Source organism: Glaciihabitans tibetensis, assembly GCF_003003265.1.
Taxonomy (GTDB): domain Bacteria; phylum Actinomycetota; class Actinomycetes; order Actinomycetales; family Microbacteriaceae; genus Glaciihabitans; species Glaciihabitans tibetensis.
In genome coordinates, this window is the sequence record NZ_PVTL01000003.1 from 234,838 (window position 1) to 258,523 (window position 23,686).

Here is a 23,686-nt window from a genome sequence, read left to right on the forward strand (position 1 = left end):
CCGACTAATTTCATTAACCCCCTGCACGAGGAGCGCACCATGACCATCCCCACGATCGACCTGACCCAACGCCTCGGGGGAAAAATTGCGGTGATCACCGGCGGGGCCAGCGGCATCGGGCTCGCAACCGCCAAGCGCTTCGCCGCCGAGGGAGCGACCGTCGTCATCGGTGATTTCAACGCGAGAACCGGCGAAGCGGCGGCCGCGTTGGTGGGGGGACTTTTTATTCAGGTGGATGTGACGGACGAAGCCCAGGTCAACCACCTCTTCGACCACACCGCTGAGGTTTACGGCTCGGTAGACATCGCGTTCAACAACGCCGGGATTTCGCCGCCCGAGGACGACTCGATCGAGACCACGGAGCTGCCGGCCTGGGACAGGGTGCAGGACGTCAACCTGAAGTCGGTGTACCTCTGCTCCCGCGCGGCGCTGCGCCACATGGTCGCCCAGCAGCGCGGCTCGATTATCAATACGGCGTCGTTCGTCGCGACCGTGGGATCGGCGACCAGCCAGATCTCATACACCGCATCGAAGGGCGGTGTGCTGGCGATGACGAGGGAACTCGGCGTGCAATTCGCCCGCCAGGGAATCCGGGTGAACGCGCTGTGCCCCGGCCCGGTGAACACGCCGCTGCTGCAGGAGCTGTTCGCGAGTGACGTGGAGCGTGCGCAACGCCGCCTGGTGCACATCCCGGTGGGGCGGTTCGCGGAGCCGGAAGAGCTGGCCGCTGCGGTCGCGTTCCTCGCGAGCGACGACGCCAGCTTCATCACGGCATCATCGTTTATCGTCGACGGGGGCATCAGCTCCGCCTATGTCACTCCGCTGTAAAAACGGCGCCCCTTCGCATTCAGGAACCCACGACTATGACTGACCCAGCCGCAACTGCCGTCTCACCCGACGAGGTGCACAGCCTCATCGACGAGGCGCTGTTCCGGCCGGTGCGCAGTGGCAACGCATTTGAGGACACCGTGGCACGCCTGCTTCAGACGATCCGCCTGGGGATTGTGGCTCCGGGGGAGGCGCTGCCAGCGGAGCGGGATCTGGCGGCGCGGTTCTCCGTCAGCCGGGACACGGTGCGCGACGCCATCCGCGAGCTCGCCGACGCCGGGTACCTGCTGAGCAAGCGCGGTCGGTATGGCGGCACGTTTGTGAGCGAGATCCTTCCGGCGGTGCCCGTGAGTACGTTGGCGCTCGACCGTGCGGTGATCGAGGATGTGCTCGGGCTGCGCGAAATTCTTGAGCTGGGGGCTGTGCGCGCGGTGGCGGCCAAGGCCCTCACCGCCGCCGAGCGGGACCAGCTCTGGACCCGGTTGAATGCCACGTCGGCGGCGTCGGCGGAGGATTACCGGCGCCACGATTCGCTGTTGCACCTGACCATCGGCGAACTGTCGGGAACGCCGTCCCTCGTGCCGCTGCTCGCGGACAACCGCAGCCGGGTCAACGAGATGCTCGACAATATTCCGCTGCTCGGAAAAAACATCGAACACTCGAACCAGCAGCACGAGGCGATCGTCGTCGCGATTCTCACCGGCGACCAGCAGCGAGCCGCCGAGGCGATGGCCGAACACCTCGAGGGTTCGGCCGCGCTGCTGCGCGGATTCCTGTCCTAGGCGCGTTCTGCGCGGGGCACTTTAGTCGTCGAGGGCGTCCGCGTCGCGGGCGTTCATCACAACCGTGCCGATGGCAATTCCGAGGGTCGCGAGCCAGCTCACCCACATCAATACGGTGCGCCAGTCGTTCGGTCCCTTGCGGGTGGCCTGGATCGTTCCGAAGCCTCCGAAGATAGCGCTGATGATGCTGCCGTTGAAAATGAACTTGCGCACAGTCGTCTCCTCAGATTGGTTATTCCACGGTACCGCCACGGGCGCTCCCGGAACGAACCGGCAGGCCGGATCCTGCCGATGACATACTTAGGCAATGCTTGCCTTATCCACCGTTGCGGCGCGCCCGCGCACTCGTCGCCTCGTTGGGGGGATGCTCGCGGCGGCTCTGCTCCTCTTCGTGGCGATCGCCCTGTCGCTCGCGGTCGGAACGCGGGACGTGTCGCTCGGGGTGGTCGTGGACGCGATCTTCGCCCCCGACCTGACCATCACCGATCACACGGTTGTGCGTGACCTGCGCGTGCCGCGAACGGTAATCGGCCTGCTCGCCGGCCTCGCGCTCGGCATCTCGGGGGCGTTGATGCAGGGAATCACCCGCAATCCGCTCGCCGACCCCGGGCTCCTCGGTGTCAACGCGGGAGCATCGCTCTTTGTGCTGGTCGGCATCGCGTTCTTCGGAGTCACTGCGGCTTCCGGGTACGTCTGGTTCGCCTTTCTCGGAGCAGCCATCGCCACCGTCGTCGTGTACGCGATCGGGTCGCTCGGACGCGAGGGCGCCACCGCGGTCAAGCTCGCGCTCGCGGGAACCGCGCTCACCGCCGCCTTCACCTCGCTCATCACCATCGTCCTGCTGAGCGATGGCGATGCCTTCGACCGCTACCGGTTCTGGTCCGCCGGATCCCTCGTCGCGCGCGGGCTCGACGCCGCGCTGCCGCTGCTCCCCTTTGTCATCACGGGCGTTATCCTCGCGGTGGTGGCGGGTCGAATGTTGAACGCGTTGGCTCTGGGGGATGACCTCGCCAGAGGTCTCGGGCAAAATCTGGTCACCGCACGCGTCCTCTGCGCGGTCGCCGTGGTGATGCTGTGTGGCACCGCGACGGCCATCGCCGGACCGATCGTTTTCGTTGGCCTCGCGGTTCCGCACGTCGCGCGCTGGTTTACCGGACCGGACTACCGCTGGATCATCGCGTTCAGTGCCCTTCTGGGACCGACGCTGCTCGTCGCGGCGGATGTCATCGGTCGCGTCGTGGCCAAACCCGGCGAGATCGAGGCGGGACTCGTGGTGGCGTTTCTCGGGGCGCCGGTCTTGATCGCGCTGGTGCGCCGTGTGAAGTTGGCCGGGCTATGAGCGCGATCATCACCGCTTCCCGGCTCATCCAGCGCCGCCGCGAGGGTCGCGTCGTCGCGATCCTCGCGGCGGTGCTGCTCGCCATTGTGGTGCTCAGCCTTGCCGTCGGCGCCTACTCCCTGAGCATCCCCGACCTGGTGCGCACCCTTCTCGGTGGCGGAGCCGGCAACGAGAACTTCATCGTGCTGAAGCTGCGCCTGCCGCGCGTGAGCCTCGCGGTGCTCGCCGGCGTCGCGTTCGCGGTCTCCGGTGCGCTCTTCCAGACGGTGCTGCGCAACCCCCTCGCCAGCCCGGACATCATCGGTGTCACCGGGGGCGCGAGCGCCGCGGCAGTCTTCAGCATGCTCATCCTGGGGCTTGGCGGCGTGGCCACGTCCGTCAGCGCTTTTCTCGGGGCACTCATCGTCGCCGCCGCCATCTACGTCCTCGCGTGGCGGGGCGGAGTAGCGGGCTACCGGTTTGTTCTCATCGGTGTCGGCATCGCCTTTATGGTGCAGGGGTTCGTCAGTTACCTCCTCTCCCGCGCGGACCTGCGCAACGCCCAGGAGGCCCTCGTCTGGCTGGTGGGAAGCGTAAGCGGTGCCCGGTGGCAGGACATCACCGTCGTCGCAGTCTTCCTCGCGGTGTTGTTGCCCGCTGTCGCGGTGTTGAGCGGGCGGATGCGTGGACTCCAGATGGGGGATGACGCCGCCAGCGCGCTCGGTATCCGCGTTGAGCGGGCGCGGCTGGCCCTGCTGGTGCTGGCCGTTGCCCTCGCCGCGGTAGCCACCGCTGCGGTTGGACCCCTGGCCTTCATCGCGTTCGTTTCCGCACCGATCGCACGCCGCGTTGTTGGCACCGGGGGGCTGGCGCTGCTGCCCGCCGCGCTCGTCGGCGCGATCATCACCACCGGCGCCGACTTCGTCGCCCAACATCTTCTTCCCGGGGACCTGCAACTTCCCGCGGGAATCGTCACCGGTGCCATCGGCGCGCCCTATCTGCTGTGGCTACTCGCCACTGCGAACAGAAATGGAAAGGGAGCCTGATGGTCTGTCCCCCCGTCCCCGCGGCAGCCGGAGCCCGGCGACACGCACAGGAACACGAACTGCGCGCGGTCGGCCTCAGCCTCGGCTACGACGGCGCGACCATCGTCGACACCCTCGACCTCACCATCGAACCCGGACGGGTGACCGTGATTGTGGGCGCGAACGCTTCGGGAAAATCGACCCTGTTGCGGGGAATCGCGCGGCTTCTCCGACCAGAGGCGGGTGAGGTGGTGCTCGACGGCACGAGTATCTCATCGCTCTCCAGCAAGAAAGTCGCGACCGTCGTCGGGCTACTGCCCCAACAGCCCATCGCCCCCGACGGCATCACCGTGAGTGACCTCGTCGGACGAGGACGATATCCGCACCAGGGGTGGTTCAGGCAGTGGTCGAGCACAGACGATGCGATCGTGGCCGACGCCCTTGCAGCCACCGATACCCTCGCACTGGCGGAGCGACGGGTGGAGGAGTTGTCCGGGGGTCAGCGCCAACGGGTATGGATTGCGATGGCACTGGCTCAGGACCCCGACATCCTGCTGCTGGACGAGCCCACCTCGTTTCTCGACGTCACCCACCAGATCGAGGTCCTCGACCTGCTCCTGGAACTCAACCGTGAGCGCGGCACGACCGTGGTTATGGTGCTGCACGATCTCAACCTCGCGGCCCGGTATGCCGACCGTCTGGTGGTCATGGGCGGGGGAAAGATCATCGCCGCCGGAGTGCCGGCGGACACACTGACCACGGCTGTCGTGAGCGACGCGTTCGGGCTCGAGGCGCTCATCGTCGCCGATCCCGTGTGTGGTTCGCCGATGGTGGTGCCCATCGGAAGGTTCCATGGAGCACCCGCACCGGGTACATTAGGTTAGGCTTACCTACCTTCACCTGTTCCCCTAACGAAATCGCGAGCATCCTTTGTCACGTCGACCCCTTTACGCTTTCGCCGCAGCAGCGACCGCGCTTGCCCTGACTCTCTCCGGGTGCGCCAGCAGCACTCCGGAGGACGCGCCCGAGGCCGCGGCCTCAGCGTCGTTCCCGGTCACCATCGAGCATGCCTTCGGCGAAACCACGATCGACGACCAGCCTGAACGGGTCGTCACCCTCGGCTGGGGCAGCACCGATGCGGCGATCGCGGTCGGCATCGTTCCCGTCGCGATTCCGTTCGACGGATACGCCGGAGACGAGAACGGCGTTCTGCCCTGGGTCGCGGAAGCTCTGGACGAGATGGGCGAGGAGATTCCCGTTGTGCTTCCCGCCGGCGACGAGCCCGCCTACGAAGACATCGCCGCCGCCGAGCCCGACGTGATCCTTGCCACCTACTCGGGCATCACCGAGGAGCAGTACGACCTGTTGAGCGAAATCGCACCCGTTGTCGCGTACCCGGGCGAGGCCTGGGCTACCCCGTGGCGCGAGCTGATCGAGACGACCGGCACGGCGCTCGGCAAGTCCGACGAGGCGACCCAGGTGCTCGAGGACATCGACACCTCCGTGGCCGAGGCCGCCGCCGCCCACCCCGAGTTCGAGGGCAAGTCGATCGCCCTGACCTCGGACACCGCCGGAGTCTTCTACGTCTATAAGAAGGAAGACCCCCGCGTCGAATTCACCCTCGACCTCGGATTCGTGAACGCGCCCGCGGTGGACGAACTCGCCAACGGCGATTCCACCTTCTTCTACATGCTGAGCTACGAGGAGCTCGACAAACTCGAAAGCGACGTCGCGGTCAACTTCGCCGCCACGCAGGAGGAGGCCGACGGCTTCCTCTCCGCCAGCTACTCCCAGGTGATGCCGCAGGTTCAGAACGGCACGGTCGCCTCGGTCGTCGGTCCCGCGTTTGTCGCCTCCGTGTCGCCGCCCACCGCTCTCTCCCTGCCGTGGGGACTCGACGACTATGTCGCCCTGCTCTCCGAGGCGGCCCTGGCCGCGGACGCCGCGAACTAGCGACCGGAGCTATCTCGCTCGCGGCGGCGAATTCGTCTGCGCGGCCCGGTGTCGCTACCATCGAGAACGGTGAACTGGCACCGTGCCGGGCAGCCGGCGCTCAGGGGAGGCACATATGCCGTCGGAAATCCTGTTCTCTACCTTTGGCGGCCCAGAGGTGCTGGAGTGGACAGCGGGAGCCGAAGTGCCCGAGCCGCTGCCGAGCCAGGTGGTGATTGTGGTCGCCGCCGCCGCCGTGAATGCTCTCGACGCGACCCGTCGCGCCGGGGAACTCGAAGGGATCCTCACCACCTTCCTGCCGTCGGTCATCGGCCGCGAAGCCGCCGGGGTCGTGATCGCGCGAGGAAGCGCGGTAACCGATGTCGAGGTCGGGGACGAGGTGCTCGGTTTCACCGACACGGGAGCGTACGCGCAATTCGCGGCGCTCAGCACCTACGTGCGTAAGCCTGACTCTCTGTCGTGGGCCGTGGCCGCTTCGTTGCCGGTCGCGTCTCAGACGGCGAACCGCGTGCTCAACCAGCTCGAGCTGCGCGCGGGCGAGACCCTCGTGATCGCGGGAGGCGCCGGAGCGATCGGGGCGATGGCCGGACAGCTCGCGCTGATCCGCGGGGCGAAGGTTGTGGCGACCGTGAACCCCGCCGATCTGCTCTACATGCGGTCGCTGGGCATCACGGCGGTGCGGTACGGGCACGGGTTTGGGCGCCGCGTGCGTTCCGTCAGCCCCAACGGCATCGATGCCGCGCTGGACACGTCGGGCGCTCGCATCCTCCCCGAACTGGTGCAGCTCACGGGCGACCCCGCGCGGGTGGTCGCCCTCAGCGACCGATCGGCCGAATTCTTCGGGGTGCAGCTCAGCCAGAGCGATCCAGCCACGCGCAGCAAAACCAGGCTGCGCGGCGTCGCTGACCTCGCCGCTGCGGGCGCCCTGTCGGTGCGGATCGCGCGAACATACCCGCTTTCGCAGGCCGCGGCTGCACACCGGGAGCTGGCCGGCGGCGGAGTTCGCGGGCGACTTGTGCTAGTAAATGGTGTATAACCCCCGACCTGTCATAGGATCGGTCCGTGACCGATCCTCGAATTAAGCGCACCCGAGACCATGTGCTGCGAACTGCCCGCGAAATGCTTGCCGAGCCACAGGGCGCCCCTCTGACTTTGAGCGCGCTCGCTGCCGTCGCGCAGGTCTCCCGACGCACCCTCTACGTGCACTGGGGCACGATTCAGCAAGTGATCAGCGAGGCCGTGACGTTTTCACGTGAGGACGAGACCGAACTGGTCGAGGGGCTCGCGCCCCGAGACATCCTGCGCCACCTCCTCGTGACCGTGCGCAGCTCCGCCCAGGACCCGGCAAGCAATGTGGCCTTGGCGACGATGGTTGCGCACGCCGCACAGGATCCGGCCGCCGCTGCGGTTGTGCGCAACACGGTGACGGAGTCCGTCGGTCGGTTCAATGCGCTGCTGGGGCCCACCACCCTCGAGCAGTATTCCCTGCTCGTGGGCCCCATTCTTTTCGCCGAGTTCGTGGGGCGCGAGTCTGCCTCAGACGAGCTCATCGAAACGCTGGTGGAGCAGGGCGTCGTTCTGCTGGGTCTGCCGGTCGCCACCGCCTGAGCCGCGTCGCGATCGTCGCCTTGGGCACGGCCGCGTCGCGGTCGTCACATTTGGCACAGCCGCGTGACATTGTGCGGCTGGTAACGTGGAACTGCTTGCCGGACAAGGTGCGCGCATCAGTCCGAACGGAGCGATTCAGACAATGACCGAACAAAATACTGACCAGAACTCAGAGCAGAGTATCCCCGCTGGTGGTGGGGCAGGCGCCCCAGCCGTCGCATCAGGCACGTATGAGTTTCTCGTGCTGTCCAACCGCCTTCCCGTCGACCGGGTCGTTGGGCCGGACGGCGAATCATCTTGGCAGCACTCGCCCGGCGGCCTCGTGACCGCGCTCGAGCCGGTCATGCGCGCTGCTGACGGAGCCTGGGTGGGCTGGGCCGGACAGCCCGACCTCGACCTCGATCCGTTCGAGAGCGACGGGATCCATATCGTTCCCGTGCCGCTGAGCGCGCTCGAAGTGGAGAACTACTACGAGGGCTTCAGCAACGACACCCTGTGGCCGCTCTACCACGACGTGATCGCACCCCCGACGTATCACCGGGAGTGGTGGGATTCCTACGTTCTCGTGAACCAGCGTTTCGCGGACGCGGCAATAGCGAGCAGCGCGCCCGGCGCCGTGGTCTGGGTGCAGGACTACCAGCTGCAGCTGGTGCCGAAGATGCTGCGCGCGGCGCGTCCCGACCTCACCATCGGATTCTTCAACCACATCCCGTTTCCGCCCTACGGTATCTATTCACAGCTGCCCTGGCGCACCCAGATCATCGAAGGACTTCTTGGGGCGGATGTCATTGGGTTCCAGCGCACGGCCGACGCGGGCAACTTCGCCCGCGCCGTGCGTCGCCTGCTCGGGTACACCACGAAGACCACCAACATTGAGGTGCCGGGGGAGAACCCGCGCACCGTGATCGCGAAGTCGTTCCCCATCTCGATCGACTCGATGAGCTTCGAAGAACTCGCACGCCAACCGGAGATCCAGGCCCGCGCCGAGGAAATCCGCGAGGGCCTGGGCAACCCGAAAACGATCATGCTCGGTGTCGACCGCCTTGACTACACGAAGGGCATCGCGCACCGGCTGAAGGCCTTCGGCGAGCTTCTCGCCGACGGGCGTCTCGACGTCGAAGATGTCACCATGGTGCAGGTCGCCAGCCCCAGCCGTGAACGTGTGCAGGCGTACATGCAGCTCCGCGACGAAATCGAACTGACGGTCGGGCGCATCAACGGCGACTACGCCACAATCAGCCACACCGCGATCAGCTATCACCACCACGGCTACCCCCGCGAGGAGATGGTGGCGCTGTACCTCGCCGCCGACGTCATGCTGGTCACCGCTCTTCGCGACGGCATGAACCTGGTCGCGAAGGAATACGTCGCAACCCGCTTCGATGAAAGCGGCGTGCTCGTGCTCAGCGAATTCACCGGTGCCTCGGACGAGTTGAAGAAGTCGTTGCAAATTAACCCGCACGACATCGACGGGGTGAAGGATGCGATTGTGCAGGCCATCGCGATGCCCCGTGTCGAACAGCGAAAGCGCATGCGGGCCATGCGAAAGCAGGTGCTCAGCAACGACGTGGCGCACTGGTCGATCAACTTCCTGACCGCGCTCAACCGAGCGGCGGCCTCGCAGCGCGAGCGTGACACCGCGGCCGAAGCCCCAACCCCGGGCCTCGGGACAACGATCGACCGGATCCGCAGATCATGAGCAGCAGTCATCCCGGCTCGAGCGAGAAGGGCCTCTCCCGCGAGCTGGTCGGAGCACTGAACGAACTTGCTCGGGTCAAGCGGCTGCTTATCGCCCTCGATTTCGACGGCACCCTGGCGCCCGAGGTGGATGACCCGGAGAAAGCACGGGCAATCCCCGAGGCCCGCGCGGCAGTGCTGCGTTTGCTCGCGCTGCCCAACACCCGGGTGGCCATGGTCTCCGGGCGGGCGCTGGAAAGCCTCGAGGCGGTCACCGACCTCCCGGACAACACCCTCCTGGTGGGATCCCACGGCGTCGAAATCCGACTCGACAGCGACGACGACCGGGTGCCGCTCGACGCGGCGGAAAAGCGGCGCGTGGCCGCCCTGCACGACGTGCTCGACCAGGTCGCCGACTCGTTCGACCAGGTCTGGTTGGAGCGCAAGCCGCTCGGCTTCGCCCTGCACACCCGCCTCGCAACCGAGCACAACTCGCGCGTCGCACACCTCGTCGCGCGAAGCGAAGCGCAGGCAGAGGTCGACGACCTCAAGATCCGCGCGGGCAAGAATGTGCTCGAGTTCTCGGTGCGGTCGACGACCAAGGGGGAAGCCGTCGAGCACCTCCGCGGGTACACCAACGCCGACGCCGTTTTCTACGCCGGTGACGACGTCACAGACGAAGACGCCTTCGCGACCCTCGTGCCGCACGACGTCGGCTTGAAAAGCGGAACCGGCGAGACCCTCGCTGCCTATCGCGTGCCGGGGCCACAGCAGGTGGCGCAGGTGCTCGCGCTCCTCGCCGACTACCGCGAGGGCGGGCTGCACGAGCAGTAGCCGCAACGACCCAGCTCGTCACTTAAGTCTCATCCGGTAGACTGGCTCAGCGGCTTCAGGACCTCCCGAGTACTCCCCAGCGACGTGTACTCGCCGCACTTACGCACTGGGAGGCACGAGTGATCGCGCTCATCATCGCGTTTGCGGCAGTGTCGCTGCTCCTTCTCCCGCTGACGCATCGGCTCGGCCGGAGCGTCTTTCTGGTGGCCGCCCTCGTTCCCGCTGCCGCGTTCATCTACACGCTCGGGCAGGGTGCAACCGTGCTCGGCGGCACCGTTGTCGCCGAGCGCTACGCCTGGGTGCCGCAGCTCGACCTCGCGGTCTCCGTGCGCCTCGACCCGCTGTCGTGGGCGCTGTCGCTGGTGGTCGCCGGGGTCGGCACGCTGGTGCTGCTCTACTGTGCCCGCTACTTCCACCACGACGAGGCGCATCTTGGCCGGTTCGCGGCAACCCTGCTCGCGTTCGCTGGAGCTATGTACGGCCTTGTGCTCGCCGACGACGTCTACCTGCTCTTCGTTTTCTGGGAAGCGACCAGCGTTCTCTCCTACCTCCTGATCGGTCACTACACCGAACGCAAGGCGAGCAGGGGAGCGGCGCTGCAGGCGCTGCTGGTCACCACGCTTGGCGGCCTCGCGATGCTCGTCGGCCTGGTCATGCTCGCAACCGAAACCGGCACCTCGAGCCTGTCCGCCATCGTCGCCGCGGACCACGAGGGCGCTCTCGCCATCACAGCCATGCTGCTCGTGTTGGTCGGCGCGCTGTCCAAGTCGGCCATCTTCCCGTTCCACTTCTGGCTTCCCGCGGCGATGGCTGCGCCCACGCCGGTGAGCGCCTACCTGCATGCCGCCGCGATGGTGAAGGCGGGCATCTACCTGATCGCGCGGATGGCTCCGGGCTTCGCCGAGGTTCCCCTGTGGCGCGAAACCCTGGTGATCCTCGGTGTGTTCACCATGCTGCTCGGGGGGTGGACCGCGCTCAAGCAGACGGACCTCAAACTGGTTCTCGCCCACGGCACCGTCAGCCAGCTCGGCTTTCTCACGATCGTCATCGGATTCGGCAGCCGCGACACCGCCCTGGCCGGCCTCGCCCTGCTGCTCGCCCACGCCCTGTTCAAGTCGACCCTGTTCCTCGTTGTCGGCATCATCGACCACCGCGCCGGAACCCGCGACCTGCGCCGCCTCTCCGGCCTTGGGCGGGAGGCCCCAAGGCTCGCGATCATCGCCGCGCTCGCGCTCCTGTCGATGGCGGGGTTGCCGCCGCTGGCCGGGTTCGTCGCCAAGGAGGCGGTCTTCACCTCGCTGCTCGAGGAGGCCACCGCCGGCGCCGCGCTCGGCTGGGTGGCCCTGATCGGGGTCACTCTCGGCTCCATACTGACCGTCGCGTACAGCGCCCGATTCTTCTGGGGTGCGTTCTTCAGCAAGCGCGACGTCGAAACCGTGCGTCCCGTTGACGAAAATATCGACTTCCTCTTCGCGCCCGCGGTACTTGCCGTCAGCGGGCTTGTTCTGGGCATTTTTCCCGCAGTGATGGATGTCTCGGCCGCCGCGTATTCGGAATCGTTCCCTCCCGGCTCCGGTGAGAGCTATCACCTCGCGCTCTGGCACGGGCTAGAACCCGCGCTCGCGTTCTCCGCCGCAACGCTGGTGTTGGGCGCAGCGCTCTTTATGCTCCGCGGACGACGCATCGCCCAGAACGGTTCGCTCGGGCGGTTCAGCGCCGCCGCCGGCTACGGCCGGGTGATGGGCGCGATCGACCGCACGGCGGCCCGCACGACAGGCCTTACCCAGCGCGGGTCCCTGCCGTTTTATCTGGGAGTCATCCTGTCGATGCTCGTGGGCACGGTGGGGCTCGCGGCCATCCTGAACCGCTCCTGGCCCACCGACATCCGCCTCTGGGATTTCCCCGCGCAGTTGGCGATCGGGCTCGTGATGATCATCGCCTCGCTCGCCGCGACCCGCGCGACGAAGAGATTCCAGGCCGTGGTGCTGGTGGGGGTCACCGGTCTCGGCATGTCTGCGCTGTTCGCCCTGAGCGGCGCGCCTGACCTCGCGCTCACCCAGATTCTGGTCGAAACGATGACCCTGGTCGCGTTTGTGCTGGTGCTGCGCCGCCTTCCCGCTCGCCTCGGCGTGCAGAACGGCAGCGGGCACCGAGTGGTGCGGGCGATCATCGCGATCGCGGTCGGCACGCTGATGGCCGTTGTCGCGGTCGTAGCCACCGGAGCCCGCACCGCGCTGCCGATCTCGCTCGCCTGGCCGAAGCTCGCCTACGAACAGGGGCACGGCAGCAACACCGTCAACGTCGCTCTCGTGGACCTCCGGGGCTGGGACACCATGGGGGAGCTGTCTGTGGTGATCGCCGCGGCCACCGGAGTTGCCAGCCTGATCTTCCTGCGCAGCCGCACCGAGACTGCCGTGCGCCCCACCCGCACCACCACCTTCACCAAGATCCGGGCCACCCTCGAAAGCCCGACCGCCAGCGGGCGCGGTTCGTGGCTGCTGGCCGGTCGCACCCTGGATGCGCGCAACCGGTCGATCCTGCTCGAGGTGGTCGTGCGGCTCATCTTCCACTCCCTCATGGTGCTCTCGATTTACCTGCTGTTCGCCGGGCACAACGCCCCCGGCGGCGGGTTCGCTGCCGGACTTGTGGCGGGCCTCGCGTTCGCCGCGCGCTACCTCGCCGGTGGGCGGGAGGAGCTGGCGGCGGCGACCCCGTTGGACGCGGGAAAGCTGCTGGGCGCCGGGCTGACCCTGGCGGTGGGCACCGCGCTGGTTCCGCTGTTCTTCGGGGTGGATGCACTCACGTCCACCTGGGTTTCCGGTCACGTGTGGCTGTTCGGGGAGCTGGAGTTCGTGACATCCACCATCTTCGATATTGGGGTTTATTTCGTGGTCATCGGGCTCGCGCTTGACGTTCTCCGCAGTCTCGGCTCCGAGGTGGACCGCCAACAGGAGGAAGATTTGGCGGTGAAGTCGTGAGCATTTCACTCGTACTGCTCATCGTGATGGCGGTGATGTACGCCTGCGGCATTTTCCTGCTGCTTGAGCGCAGCATGACGCGCGTGCTGCTCGGCTTTCTGCTGGTCGGCAACGCCACCAACCTGCTCATCCTGATCATGGGCGGGGAGGCAGGCCTGGCCCCGATTGTGGGTAATGGAGTGACCGCAGAGGAGATGAGCGACCCGCTCCCGCAGGCACTGATTCTCACCGCCATCGTGATCACCTTCGCCGTCTCCGCCTTCTTGATGGCGCTCATCTACCGGTCGTGGCGGATCGAACAGGACGATGACCTCGATGACGACGCCGCCGACGTCGCCATGCGCGACGGCGTGAGCGGGATCGCGTCGGAAACGATGGATACGTCCGAGTCCGACACGGAGTTCGGCATCCGGGCCGAGGCGGCCGTGTCCACCGCGCGCGACCTCGAACGCTCGGATGAGCTGGCGGCGGCGGAGGCGGCAAACAGTGTCGTCGCGAAACCGGTCACCCAGAAGAGCGGTTCCGGGGAGGACCCCCGATGAACGCCCTCGTTCCCCTCGTCGTGATGGTGCCCCTTCTCGGGGCGGCCTCCGCGCTCATCCTCGGGCGCCACCCCCGGATGCAGCGCGTGGTTGCCCTCCTCGCGCTCAGCGTGGTGCTGGCTATTGGCGCCGTGCTGCTGGTGGTCGTGGACAGCGATGCCCCGCTCGTGATGGAGGTCGGCGGCTGGAGTGCACCGTTCGGAATTGTGCTTGTCGTCGACCGGCTGTCGGCGCTGATGGTGGTCGTCTCTGCCGCCGTGCTGCTGGCGGTGCTGGTGTTCTCGGTCGGGCAGGGCCTCGCCGATGGAGACGACGAAGCGCCCGTCTCGATCTACTATCCGACCTACCTGATCCTGGCAACGGGAGTGTTCACCGCCTTCATCGCGGGTGACCTGTTCAACCTCTACGTCGGGTTCGAGATTCTGCTGGTGGCCAGTTATGTGCTGATTACCCTCGGCGGAACCGAGGCACGCATCCGGGCGGGGGTGACCTACATCGTGGTGAGCCTGCTGTCCTCCGCGCTGTTCCTGGCCTCCATCGCGATGATCTATGGCGCGGTCGGCACGGTCAACATCGCCCAGATCTCGGTGCGGATGGCCGAGGTGCCGGTCGACGTGCAGATTCTCCTGCACACCATGCTGCTCGTGGCCTTCGGCATCAAGGCGGCGGTGTTTCCGCTGTCGTTCTGGCTGCCGGACTCGTACCCCACCGCCCCGGCGCCGGTCACCGCCGTGTTCGCCGGTCTGCTCACGAAAGTGGGTGTGTACGCCATCATCCGCACCGAAACGATCATCTTCCCCGGCCCGGAACTCAACCCAGCGTTGATGGTGGTCGCGCTGCTCACCATGGTGGTGGGTGCGTTGGGAGCGGTCGCGCAGGCCGACATCAAACGGCTGCTCTCGTTCACCCTGGTCAGCCACATCGGCTACATGATCCTGGGTGTCGCACTGGGCACGGTCGCGGGCACCTCCGCTGCGATCTTTTACGTTGTGCACCACATCATCGTGCAGACCACCTTGTTCCTTGCGTCCGGCCTGATCGAGCGCCGGGGTGGCAGCACCTCCATCAACGAGCTCGGCGGGCTGCTCAAGGCGTCACCGTTGATCGCCGCCCTGTTCTTCATCCCGGCGCTGAACCTCGGCGGGATTCCGCCGTTCTCGGGCTTCATCGGCAAGCTGGCGCTGTTCGAGGCGAGCGCAGAGCAGGGCACCCCGTTGGCGTACCTGCTCATCGGGGCCGGTGCCTTTGTGTCCCTGCTCACGCTGTACGCGCTGATGCGGGTGTGGAACATGGCGTTCTGGCGTCCCGCCGCAGATGTCGCCGACTACGACTCGCCGCTGCTGCACAACGTCTCCGAGGCGCCGCACGCGCCCGTGCTGCAGCAGACCCGCTCCACCCCGGCCCTGATGGTGGCCGCGACCGGAGCCATGGTTGTGGTGAGCATCGGCCTGACGGTCTTTGCCGGGCCGCTGTTCGCAATGAGTTCGCGCGCTGGCGAAAACCTGGAGGGTCCGAGCATGTACGTGGACGCCGTCTTCCCGGGGGGCATCGAATGACGCAGGACGCCCGCGTTCGTCAACGGTTGTGGCAGCAGCTGCCGTTGCTGGTGGGACTCGTGGTGTTATGGATGCTGCTGTGGGGCTCGCTCTCGTTGCTCAACCTGGTCACGGGTATTCTGGTGGCGCTGCTGGTCACCCGCGTGTTCTTTCTCCCGCCGGTCGAGCTGTCTGGTCGATTCAACATCTTCTGGCTTGCCCTGTTCCTCGCGAAATTCTTCGGCGACCTCGTCTTCGCCTCGTTCCAGGTCGCGTACCAGGCGCTGCGCCCGAGCGGCATCTCGCAGAGCTCGCTCATCGCGGTGCAACTCGTCACCCGCTCGGACTTCGTGCTCACCCTGACGTCGATCGCGCTGTCGCTGGTGCCGGGATCGCTCGTTGTCGAGGTAGACCGCGAACGGTCCATTTTGTACCTGCACGCTCTCAACACCCGCAACCTGGACGATGTCGACGCGGTGCGCGCGCAGGCACTCCGGGTGGAGTACCTGATCGTGCGGGTGCTCGGTTCGAAGGAAGATGTGAAAGCGGTGACGTCATGACGGTCCTGTACTTCGTCGTCGGCCTGTTGTTCTCGGTCGGCGCACTGCTCGCCCTGTACCGGGTGGTGGCGGGCCCGTCGATTCTTGATCGGATGATTGCGTCCGACGTTCTGCTGACGACCCTCATGCTCATCGTCGGCGCCGAGATGGTTTACAACGAGCACACCCGCACCATTCCGGTGATGCTGGTTCTCGCCGCGACGGCGATGTTCGCCACGGTCGCCGTCGCCCGGTACGTCTCCAAACAGGACACCTCCGCCCCGGAGGAACGACTGAACGAGTCCGACGAGCAGCAGCTCGGCGAGTCTCCGGTGGAGACGACCACGTGAGCACCGACGACATCCTGACCCTCATAGCGGGGATCTTCCTCCTCCTCGGCGCCTTCCTGTCGCTCGCCGCAGGCGTCGGTCTGGTGCGGTTCCATGACGTGCCCAGCCGGCTGCACGCGGCGACCAAACCGCAGATTCTCGGATTGCTGTTCGTGCTGACCGCGATCGCGCTCGAAGCACAGAGCTGGTCGACCCTGTTGGCGGTAGCGCCCGTTCTGGTTTTCCAGATGCTCACCGCGCCCATCTCGGCGCACATGGTGGCGCGTGCCGGCTACCGCACCGGCAACCTCCGCAAGGACGAGCTGCTGGTGGACGATCTCGGGGAAGCGATTGACCGGGTGACCCGCACGGAAGACGACGCCGTGGGCGACATGGTCGATCCGGACGATCCTGCGGCGGCGTCGTCAGCACGCCCGCCGTCGTAGTTCTACACTCGTAACATGCCGGACACATCGCCCCAGAGCCCCGATATCAAGCCCCGCTCCCGTGTAGTCACCGACGGCATCGAAGCAACCACCTCACGCGGCATGCTGCGCGCGGTGGGAATGGGAGACGCCGACTGGGACAAGCCCCAGATCGGCATCGCCAGCTCCTGGAACGAGATCACCCCGTGCAACCTGTCGCTCGCCCGCCTCGCGCAGGCGGCGAAAGAAGGTGTGCACGGCGGCGGCGGGTATCCACTGCAGTTCGGCACCGTGTCCGTGTCCGACGGCATCTCGATGGGCCACGAGGGCATGCACTTTTCGCTGGTCAGTCGCGAGGTCATCGCCGACTCCGTCGAAGTGGTGATGCAGGCCGAGCGCCTCGACGGCTCCGTGCTGCTGGCCGGGTGCGACAAGTCGATCCCCGGCATGCTCATGGCCGCAGCGCGCCTTAACCTCTCGAGCGTGTTTCTCTACGCCGGGTCAATCGCGCCGGGCTGGGTGAAACTGTCCGACGGCACCGAAAAAGACATCACCATCATCGACTCCTTTGAGGCCGTGGGCGCCGTGAAGGCCGGGCGGATGTCGGAAGCCGACGCCAAGCGCATCGAATGTGCCTTCGCGCCGGGAGAAGGGGCCTGCGGCGGCATGTACACCGCAAACACGATGGCCTCCGTCGCCGAAGCCCTCGGCCTCAGCCTCCCCGGTTCGGCCTCTCCCGCCTCCGCCGACCGGCGCCGTGACTACTACGCGCATCGCTCCGGTGAGGCCGTGGTGAACCTGCTGCGCCTCGGCATCACCGCCCGCGACATCCTCACCAAAGATGCTTTTGAGAACGCCATTGCCGTCGCGATGGCGCTCGGCGGATCCACGAACGTCATTCTTCACCTGCTCGCCATTGCCTACGAGGCAGAGGTCGAGCTGACCCTCGACGACTTCAACCGCATCGGCGACAGGATCCCGCACCTGGGCGACCTCAAGCCGTTCGGCCAGTACGTGATGAACGATGTCGACCGTCACGGCGGCATCCCCGTGCTGATGAAGGCGTTGCTCGACGCCGGGCTGATGCACGGGGACGCGCTCACCGTCACGGGCAAAACCCTCGCTGAAAACCTCGCCGACCTCGAGATCGAGCCGCTCGACGGAAAGGTGTTGCGCACCCTCGACAACCCGATCCACCCCACCGGCGGCCTTACCGTGTTGAAGGGTTCGCTCGCGCCCGAAGGAGCAGTCGTAAAGACAGCCGGCTTCGACGCCACGACCTTCGAGGGACCCGCCCGCGTGTTCGAGCGCGAACGGGCCGCGATGGACGCCCTCACCAACGGCGAGATCGTCTCCGGCGACATCGTGGTCATCCGCTACGAGGGGCCCAAGGGCGGCCCAGGTATGCGCGAAATGCTGGCCATCACGGCGGCCATCAAGGGCGCGGGCCTTGGTAAAGATGTACTACTCTTGACGGACGGGCGATTCTCAGGCGGCACAACCGGACTGTGTATCGGCCACATAGCTCCCGAAGCGGTTGATGCAGGCCCGATCGCTTTTGTTCGCGATGGTGATCTCATACGGGTCGATATCGCAGCTCGCTCCCTTGACCTACTGGTTGACCCAGCCGAGCTGGAAGCCCGCCGCAGCGGCTGGGCACCACTTCCCCCGCGCTACACCCGTGGCGTCCTCGCGAAATACTCCAAGCTCGTGCACTCCGCAGCGGAGGGCGCGGTTACCGGATAACCGCGTGCCTCGACTCGACACCGTAGAAAGACACCAAGCCATGTCCACGGAAGCAGTTCCCGTGCCACCCGCCCCGCGTCCCACCAAAGTCGCACGCCCAGAACCCGAGGTCCTCACCGGCTCCGGAGCGATCCTGCGAACCCTCGAGCACCTCGGGGTCAAGGACGTCTTCGGTCTGCCCGGTGGCGCGATTATTCCGTTCTACGACGAGCTGATGGCATCCACCACCATCCGGCACATCCTGGTGCGCCACGAACAGGGCGCAGGCCACGCCGCCGAGGGATACGCCTCCTCCCTCGCCGGCAGCGTCGGCGTCGCCATCGCGACCTCGGGCCCGGGAGCGACCAACCTGGTCACGGCGATCGCCGACGCGCACATGGACTCGGTTCCGCTGCTGGTCATCACCGGCCAGGTGTTCTCGGCCTCGATGGGCACCGACGCCTTCCAGGAAGTCGACATCGTGGGTATCACGATGCCGATCACCAAGCATTCCTTCCTCGTCACGCAGCCGGAGGACGTGCCCGCCACGCTCGCCGCCGCCTACCACATCGCGTCTTCCGGGCGCCCGGGTCCGGTGCTCGTCGACATCACGAAGGACGCGCAGCAGAAGCGCGCCCCCTACGTTTGGCCGCCCAAGGTCGACCTGCCGGGCTACCGCCCGATCACCAAGGCCCATGGCAAGCAGATCCAGGCCGCGGCGCAGATGTTGGCCGAGGCCAAGCGCCCCGTCTTCTACGTCGGCGGTGGCGTCATCCGTGCCGCCGCATCGAAGGAGCTGCTCGAACTGGCCGAGAAGGTCGGCGCCCCCGTCGTCACCACGCTGATGGCCCGCGGCGCGTTCCCCGACTCGCACCCGCAGCACCTCGGCATGCCCGGTATGCACGGCACGGTTCCCGCGGTGCTCGCGATCCAGGAGAGTGACCTGCTCGTCTCGCTTGGAGCACGCTTCGACGACCGGGTGACCGGCAAGGTCAGTGATTTCGCCCCCGACGCCAAGGTCGTGCACGTTGACATCGACCCCGCGGAGATCTCCAAGATCCGCTTCGCCGATGTGCCGATCGTCGGCGACGCACGAGACGTGATCTCTGACCTGTCCGCCGCCTGGGACAAGGTCATCGTCGAGACCGTGCCGGACATCACAGAGTGGTGGACCCGCCTCGACGGCCTGCGCACCCAATTTCCGCTCGGGTACGATCTGCCGACCGACAGCCTGCTGTCTCCGCAGATGGTGATCGAACGCATCGGCCAGATGACCGGACCCGAGGGCGTCTACGCCGCGGGCGTCGGCCAGCACCAGATGTGGGCCGCGCAGTTCATCAAGTACGAGCGCCCCAACTCGTGGCTGAACTCGGGAGGCGCCGGCACCATGGGCTACGGGGTTCCCGCGGCTATGGGCGCCAAGGTCGCCAACCCCGACCGTGTGGTCTGGGCGATCGATGGCGACGGCTGTTTCCAGATGACCAACCAGGAACTCGCGACCTGCACGATCAACAACATCCCGATCAAGGTGGCGATCATCAACAACTCGTCGCTCGGCATGGTGCGCCAGTGGCAGACCCTCTTCTACGAAGGCCGCCACTCGTTCACCGACCTGAACACCGGACACCTCGGTGACGGCACTCAGACGCGGATGATCCCGGACTTCGTCAAGATGGCGGACGCGTACGGCGCGCTCGGCATCCGGGTCACCCGACCGGAAGACATCGACGCCGCCATCCAGCTCGCGCTGGACACCAACGATCGTCCGGTTGTGATCGACTTTGTGGTCAGCCGCGACGCGATGGTGTGGCCGATGGTGCCGCAGGGTGTGGGTAACTCGTCCGTGCAGTACGCCCGCGAACATGCCCCCGAGTGGGAAGAGGAGTAAGCCCATGAGTCACGTTCTCTCCCTTCTCGTCGAAGACAAACCAGGTCTGCTGACCCGCGTCGCCGGCCTGTTCGCCCGTCGCGGGTTCAACATCGAGTCGCTCGCCGTGGGCAAAAGCGAGATCGAGGGCCTGTCCCGCATCACCGTGGTGGTGGATGTCGAGGAGCTGCCGCTCGAACAGGTCACCAAGCAGCTGAACAAGCTCATCAACGTCATCAAGATCGTTGAGCTCGAGCCGACGCAGTCGGTCACCCGCGAACACCTGCTCATCAAGGTGCGGGTCGACAACACGACCCGGTCGCAGGTTCTCGAAGCCGTCAACCTGTTCAGAGCGCGGGTGGTAGATGTCGCGACCGACGCACTGGTCATCGAGTCGACCGGCGACAGCGGCAAGATCCAGGCGCTGCTACGCGTACTCGAGCCCTACGGCATCAAGGAAATCGCGCAGAGCGGCCTGCTCGCCATCGGGCGCGGCGGCAAAAGCATCACCGAGCGCGTCTTCAAAAACTAGTTCCCCCGTTTTTCGCGCACTTTTCAGTACCAGCCGAACTCAGTACCCACCGAACAAGGAGAACCACGACGTGACCGAAATCTTCTACGACAACGACGCCGACCTGTCCCTCATCCAGGGCAAGAAGGTGGCTGTCATTGGCTACGGCTCTCAGGGACACGCACACGCGCAGAACCTGCGCGACTCGGGCGTTGAGGTCGTTGTTGGCCTCAAGGCCGACTCCAAGTCGAAGGTCAAGGCCGAGGAAGCCGGATTCACCGTCCTTCCCTCCGCCGAAGCCGCCGCCTGGGCCGACGTCATCGTCATCCTCGCGCCCGACCAGAGCCAGCGTCACCTCTACGCCGACGACATCGCCGGCAACCTGTCCGAGGGCAAGGCCATCGTCTTCGGTCACGGCTTCAACATTCGCTACGGCTACATCACCGCTCCCGCCGGCGTCGACGTGCTTCTCGTCGCCCCCAAGGGACCGGGCCACACCGTGCGCCGCGAGTACGAGGCCGGCCGTGGCGTTCCCGTCATCGTCGCCGTCGAGCAGGACGCCTCGGGCAGCGCCTGGGACCTCGCCTGGTCGTACTCCAAGGCAATCGGCGGGCTCCGCGCCGGCGGCATCAAGACCACCTTCACCGAAGAGACCGAAACCGACCTGTTCGGTGAGCAGGCCGTGCTCTGCGGCGGCGTTTCTCAGCTGGTGCAGTACGGCTTCGAGACCCTGACCGAGGCCGGCTACCAGCCCCAGATCGCCTACTTCGAGGTTCTCCACGAGCTCAAGCTGATCGTTGACCTCATGTGGGAGGGCGGCATCGCCAAGCAGCGCTGGAGCGTTTCCGACACCGCCGAGTATGGCGACTATGTCTCCGGCCCGCGCGTCATCGACCCGAGCGTCAAGGAGAACATGAAGGCCGTCCTGGACGACATCCAGAACGGCGCGTTCGCGAAGCGTTTCATCGATGACCAGGACGCCGGAGCTCCCGAGTTCCTCGCGCTCCGCGAGAAGGGTGCCGCGCACCCGATCGAGGCCACCGGCAAGGAACTGCGTGCGCTCTTCTCCTGGAAGCAGCAGGACGCCGACTACACGGACGGTTCCGCCGCCCGCTAGTCTCCACCACACTCACCGGTGTCTTCCAGAAGAGGCCACCGGAACACCGCGGCCGTTTCGCGCAGCACCAGCTGCGCGGGGCGGCCGCTTCGTGTTTCTGACAGCTTGCGTGACATGCCAAGCTTTGTCTACCGGCCGTGAGTGCTCGCTTGTGGTCGCCAGGCAGCGAGGGGGACCACTGTGGCGCCACAGCATCGGGGCAACGAGAACAGCACGCTGTCGATGGCAGAGCAGCTGTTTCTGCTGAACGAGGGGGAGGACGGCAGGCTGTGGCGAGCCAACTCCCTCAGCGCGGCGGCCGCCCTCGTCGAACTCGCACTACAGAGGCGCATCTCGCTGAAGGACCCGGAGCCGTCGAAGAAGCTTCCCATGTCACGAAAGCTTGTTGTCGTCGACGCAACACCGACCGGTGTGCCCGAGGCCGATCGCGTTCTCGCGCTCATGGTGGCCGACTCTCGGCCCCGTTCCGCATGGGCGATGGTGCCCCGGATGGCCGGGCCGGTCGCGGCGGTCGTGGGCGATACCCTCGCCGGCCGCGCGATAGTGGAGAAGCTGGAACCACGGAGACCATTCCTCGGCATCATCGCCCGCCCGCCCCAATACCGGCTGCTTGACCGCCAGGTGCAACGCCACGTGCAGCTCTCGGACAGCGCGACCAGAGTGGTGCTGCACACAACTACCGATGTGCGTCTCGGCGCGACCGTAGACCTGATCCGCAATGGTGGAGACTTCGTCAGCGGAGAGGCCGGGAGCGGCATTCAGCCTCTCATGAAGTTCGAGGGCTACCCCGCAGACGTTCGCGGCACCATTGAGGCAATCCTGCAGGCAATTGGCGTAGCCAGCGGCGGGGGCGGCTAGTGTGCTGATCCTGGTGGGCCCCGCTGATCATCGAGATTCTCGGTGACCTGGCGCAGCGGCATCCCGGCCCCATCATCGTGCCCATGACCCTGGCCAACGCTGAACGTCACGCGCGGGTCATGGCGGGCTTACGCGACGCCGGATGTGACGTGCGACAGGTGACACTACTTGCCGGGCGGGATGTCGTCGTCCGCCGTCTCCGCAGCAGGTTAGAAACCGGACGGGGCTGGACCGCGCAACAGTACTCACGGGTCGCGCCGGTGCTCAGCGGACCCCAGTTCGCGCCGCACCTCGACACCACCGATCGGTCGGTCAGCGAGGTCGCTGACGAGATCGCGCGGATCGTGGGCGTAGAGCTCGGACCTGCCGACCCGAACCCCGTTCGTGCTGGCTGGCGGCGGATGCTCGTGCAACTGCGCCACGTCCGTCGCGGGTAGGGGAGCGCCTAGGGTCGCGGCAGCTCCACTCGGGTCAGGGTCGCGGCAGCTCCACTGGCGTCAGCGTCGCGTACTTCGGTTGCCGGTTGTCGCCCGAGGAACGCCCGGTCACGCGGCGGCCGATCCAGGGCAGAACGTACTGGCGCCAGTAGTCGGCGGTGCGCTGGGCTGGGATGCCCGCGTGGTCGTCGCGGGCGTCCGGTATCGTCACGCCGAGCGCCGCGAGCACATTGCTCGCCACCCGCTCATGCCCGCGGGAGTTCAGGTGCAGCTTGTCGCGGGACCAGAAGCGGATGTCGCTAAGCTCCTGATCTGCCCAGTTGTCCACAAACGTGACATTCTCTTTCGGCAGACGCGTGCGGATCGCGTCGGCGAGCCGGTCACCCCGAGCCTCAATGAATGACCCTAGCGGCAAGTGCCGGGTGGGGTTGGCGCCGCTGGCCAGCACGACGTGGATGCCCGCGGAAGCGGCCCGGTCGACGGCGCTCTCCAGCTGATCGGTGATCGAGGTGATCGATACGCGCGGACGCATGATGTCGTTACCGCCGCCGTTGATGCTGATCAGGGCGGGGGAGAGGGCGATCGCGGCATCCAACTGCTCATCGACAATCGGGGCGAGGAGACGCCCGCGAATGGCGAGGTTCGCGTAACTCACCGGCGTGGGGGACGCCAGGGCGAGGCCGAGGGCGACGAGATCGGCCCAGCCGCGCACGCGTCCGTCGGGTAACTCATCGCCCACCCCCTCGGTGAAGCTGTCTCCGATGGCGGCATAGCGCGAGTAGATTTCGGTCACACCCT

At 66.5% G+C, this 23,686-nt stretch carries 24 protein-coding genes; 22 read left to right on the forward strand and 2 right to left on the reverse strand.

Translation table 11 applies throughout. From position 1 onward, the window contains the following. Positions 1 to 39: 39 nt before the first annotated feature. Complete coding sequence (locus B0I08_RS07045) at positions 40 to 828, forward strand: 3-oxoacyl-ACP reductase (RefSeq protein ID WP_106211231.1); 789 nt, start codon at positions 40 to 42, stop codon at positions 826 to 828. Positions 829 to 863: 35 nt separating this feature from the next. Then, complete coding sequence (locus B0I08_RS07050) at positions 864 to 1,610, forward strand: FadR/GntR family transcriptional regulator (protein WP_106211232.1); 747 nt, start codon at positions 864 to 866, stop codon at positions 1,608 to 1,610. A gap of 21 nt (positions 1,611 to 1,631) precedes the next feature. Here the strand turns inward: B0I08_RS07050 and B0I08_RS07055 are convergent, their stop codons facing one another. Next, on the reverse strand, positions 1,632 to 1,823 hold the full coding sequence (locus B0I08_RS07055) for a hypothetical protein (RefSeq protein ID WP_106211234.1): 192 nt from the start codon (positions 1,821 to 1,823) through the stop codon (positions 1,632 to 1,634). A 94-nt stretch (positions 1,824 to 1,917) separates the two neighbouring features. Between B0I08_RS07055 and B0I08_RS07060 the strand changes: the two genes are divergently transcribed. The 20 genes from B0I08_RS07060 (at position 1,918) to B0I08_RS17540 (ending at position 22,888) form a co-directional block, all read left to right on the forward strand. Then, positions 1,918 to 2,949, forward strand: coding sequence for a FecCD family ABC transporter permease (locus B0I08_RS07060; RefSeq protein ID WP_106211236.1), 1,032 nt, complete (start codon positions 1,918 to 1,920; stop codon positions 2,947 to 2,949). Further along, complete coding sequence (locus tag B0I08_RS07065; protein ID WP_106211238.1) at positions 2,946 to 3,974, forward strand: FecCD family ABC transporter permease; 1,029 nt, start codon at positions 2,946 to 2,948, stop codon at positions 3,972 to 3,974. The genes B0I08_RS07060 and B0I08_RS07065 overlap by 4 nt, the downstream gene beginning before the upstream one ends. Beyond that, on the forward strand, positions 3,974 to 4,837 hold the full coding sequence (locus tag B0I08_RS07070; protein ID WP_106211240.1) for an ABC transporter ATP-binding protein: 864 nt from the start codon (positions 3,974 to 3,976) through the stop codon (positions 4,835 to 4,837). The genes B0I08_RS07065 and B0I08_RS07070 overlap by 1 nt, the downstream gene beginning before the upstream one ends. A 46-nt stretch (positions 4,838 to 4,883) precedes the next feature. Next, on the forward strand, positions 4,884 to 5,906 hold the full coding sequence (locus tag B0I08_RS07075) for an iron-siderophore ABC transporter substrate-binding protein (RefSeq protein ID WP_106211242.1): 1,023 nt from the start codon (positions 4,884 to 4,886) through the stop codon (positions 5,904 to 5,906). A 115-nt stretch (positions 5,907 to 6,021) separates the two neighbouring features. Next, complete coding sequence (locus tag B0I08_RS07080; protein ID WP_106211244.1) at positions 6,022 to 6,942, forward strand: NADP-dependent oxidoreductase; 921 nt, start codon at positions 6,022 to 6,024, stop codon at positions 6,940 to 6,942. Positions 6,943 to 6,968: 26 nt separating this feature from the next. Further along, a complete protein-coding gene (locus B0I08_RS07085; RefSeq protein ID WP_146134342.1) occupies positions 6,969 to 7,514 on the forward strand; it encodes a TetR/AcrR family transcriptional regulator in 546 nt (181 codons plus the stop codon). A 142-nt stretch (positions 7,515 to 7,656) separates the two neighbouring features. Next, positions 7,657 to 9,213, forward strand: coding sequence for an alpha,alpha-trehalose-phosphate synthase (UDP-forming) (locus B0I08_RS07090; protein ID WP_106211611.1), 1,557 nt, complete (start codon positions 7,657 to 7,659; stop codon positions 9,211 to 9,213). After that, positions 9,210 to 10,025 carry a trehalose-phosphatase gene (gene otsB / locus B0I08_RS07095; RefSeq protein WP_106211248.1) on the forward strand — a complete coding sequence of 272 codons (816 nt, stop codon included), beginning with the start codon at positions 9,210 to 9,212 and terminating at the stop codon, positions 10,023 to 10,025. The genes B0I08_RS07090 and otsB overlap by 4 nt, the downstream gene beginning before the upstream one ends. A gap of 119 nt (positions 10,026 to 10,144) precedes the next feature. Then, on the forward strand, positions 10,145 to 13,003 hold the full coding sequence (locus tag B0I08_RS07100; protein WP_106211250.1) for a Na+/H+ antiporter subunit A: 2,859 nt from the start codon (positions 10,145 to 10,147) through the stop codon (positions 13,001 to 13,003). After that, complete coding sequence (locus tag B0I08_RS07105; RefSeq protein WP_106211252.1) at positions 13,000 to 13,545, forward strand: Na(+)/H(+) antiporter subunit C; 546 nt, start codon at positions 13,000 to 13,002, stop codon at positions 13,543 to 13,545. The genes B0I08_RS07100 and B0I08_RS07105 overlap by 4 nt, the downstream gene beginning before the upstream one ends. Further along, a complete protein-coding gene (locus B0I08_RS07110) occupies positions 13,542 to 15,101 on the forward strand; it encodes a Na+/H+ antiporter subunit D (protein WP_106211254.1) in 1,560 nt (519 codons plus the stop codon). The genes B0I08_RS07105 and B0I08_RS07110 overlap by 4 nt, the downstream gene beginning before the upstream one ends. Then, positions 15,098 to 15,640 (forward strand): Na+/H+ antiporter subunit E, encoded by a 543-nt coding sequence (locus tag B0I08_RS07115; RefSeq protein WP_106211257.1) that lies wholly within the window; start codon positions 15,098 to 15,100, stop codon positions 15,638 to 15,640. The genes B0I08_RS07110 and B0I08_RS07115 overlap by 4 nt, the downstream gene beginning before the upstream one ends. Then, entirely contained in the window at positions 15,637 to 15,969 is a 333-nt protein-coding gene (locus tag B0I08_RS07120) for an MrpF/PhaF family protein (RefSeq protein ID WP_106211259.1), read from the forward strand. Before B0I08_RS07115 ends, B0I08_RS07120 begins: the two co-directional genes overlap by 4 nt. Continuing rightward, entirely contained in the window at positions 15,966 to 16,394 is a 429-nt protein-coding gene (mnhG, locus tag B0I08_RS07125; protein WP_106211261.1) for a monovalent cation/H(+) antiporter subunit G, read from the forward strand. Before B0I08_RS07120 ends, mnhG begins: the two co-directional genes overlap by 4 nt. 15 nt (positions 16,395 to 16,409) lie before the next feature. Beyond that, a complete protein-coding gene (ilvD, locus tag B0I08_RS07130; protein WP_106211263.1) occupies positions 16,410 to 18,119 on the forward strand; it encodes a dihydroxy-acid dehydratase in 1,710 nt (569 codons plus the stop codon). Between the two features lie 40 nt (positions 18,120 to 18,159). Continuing rightward, on the forward strand, positions 18,160 to 19,986 hold the full coding sequence (locus tag B0I08_RS07135; protein WP_106211265.1) for an acetolactate synthase large subunit: 1,827 nt from the start codon (positions 18,160 to 18,162) through the stop codon (positions 19,984 to 19,986). 4 nt (positions 19,987 to 19,990) lie between these two features. Next, positions 19,991 to 20,497 (forward strand): acetolactate synthase small subunit, encoded by a 507-nt coding sequence (ilvN, locus tag B0I08_RS07140; protein ID WP_106211267.1) that lies wholly within the window; start codon positions 19,991 to 19,993, stop codon positions 20,495 to 20,497. Between the two features lie 70 nt (positions 20,498 to 20,567). Next, positions 20,568 to 21,593 carry a ketol-acid reductoisomerase gene (gene ilvC / locus B0I08_RS07145; RefSeq protein ID WP_106211269.1) on the forward strand — a complete coding sequence of 342 codons (1,026 nt, stop codon included), beginning with the start codon at positions 20,568 to 20,570 and terminating at the stop codon, positions 21,591 to 21,593. Positions 21,594 to 21,773: 180 nt separating this feature from the next. Further along, positions 21,774 to 22,451 (forward strand): GPP34 family phosphoprotein, encoded by a 678-nt coding sequence (locus B0I08_RS07150; RefSeq protein ID WP_106211271.1) that lies wholly within the window; start codon positions 21,774 to 21,776, stop codon positions 22,449 to 22,451. An 83-nt stretch (positions 22,452 to 22,534) separates the two neighbouring features. Further along, positions 22,535 to 22,888, forward strand: a complete 354-nt coding sequence (locus B0I08_RS17540; protein WP_146134343.1) for an adenylate kinase family protein — start codon at positions 22,535 to 22,537, stop codon at positions 22,886 to 22,888. Positions 22,889 to 22,922: 34 nt separating this feature from the next. On the opposite strand, the gene B0I08_RS07155 is transcribed toward B0I08_RS17540, so the two are convergent. Beyond that, the gene (locus B0I08_RS07155; RefSeq protein ID WP_106211273.1) at positions 22,923 to 23,681 is read right to left on the reverse strand and encodes an SGNH/GDSL hydrolase family protein; all 759 of its coding nucleotides are present in this window, start codon (positions 23,679 to 23,681) and stop codon (positions 22,923 to 22,925) included. Between the last annotated feature and the right edge of the window lie 5 nt (positions 23,682 to 23,686).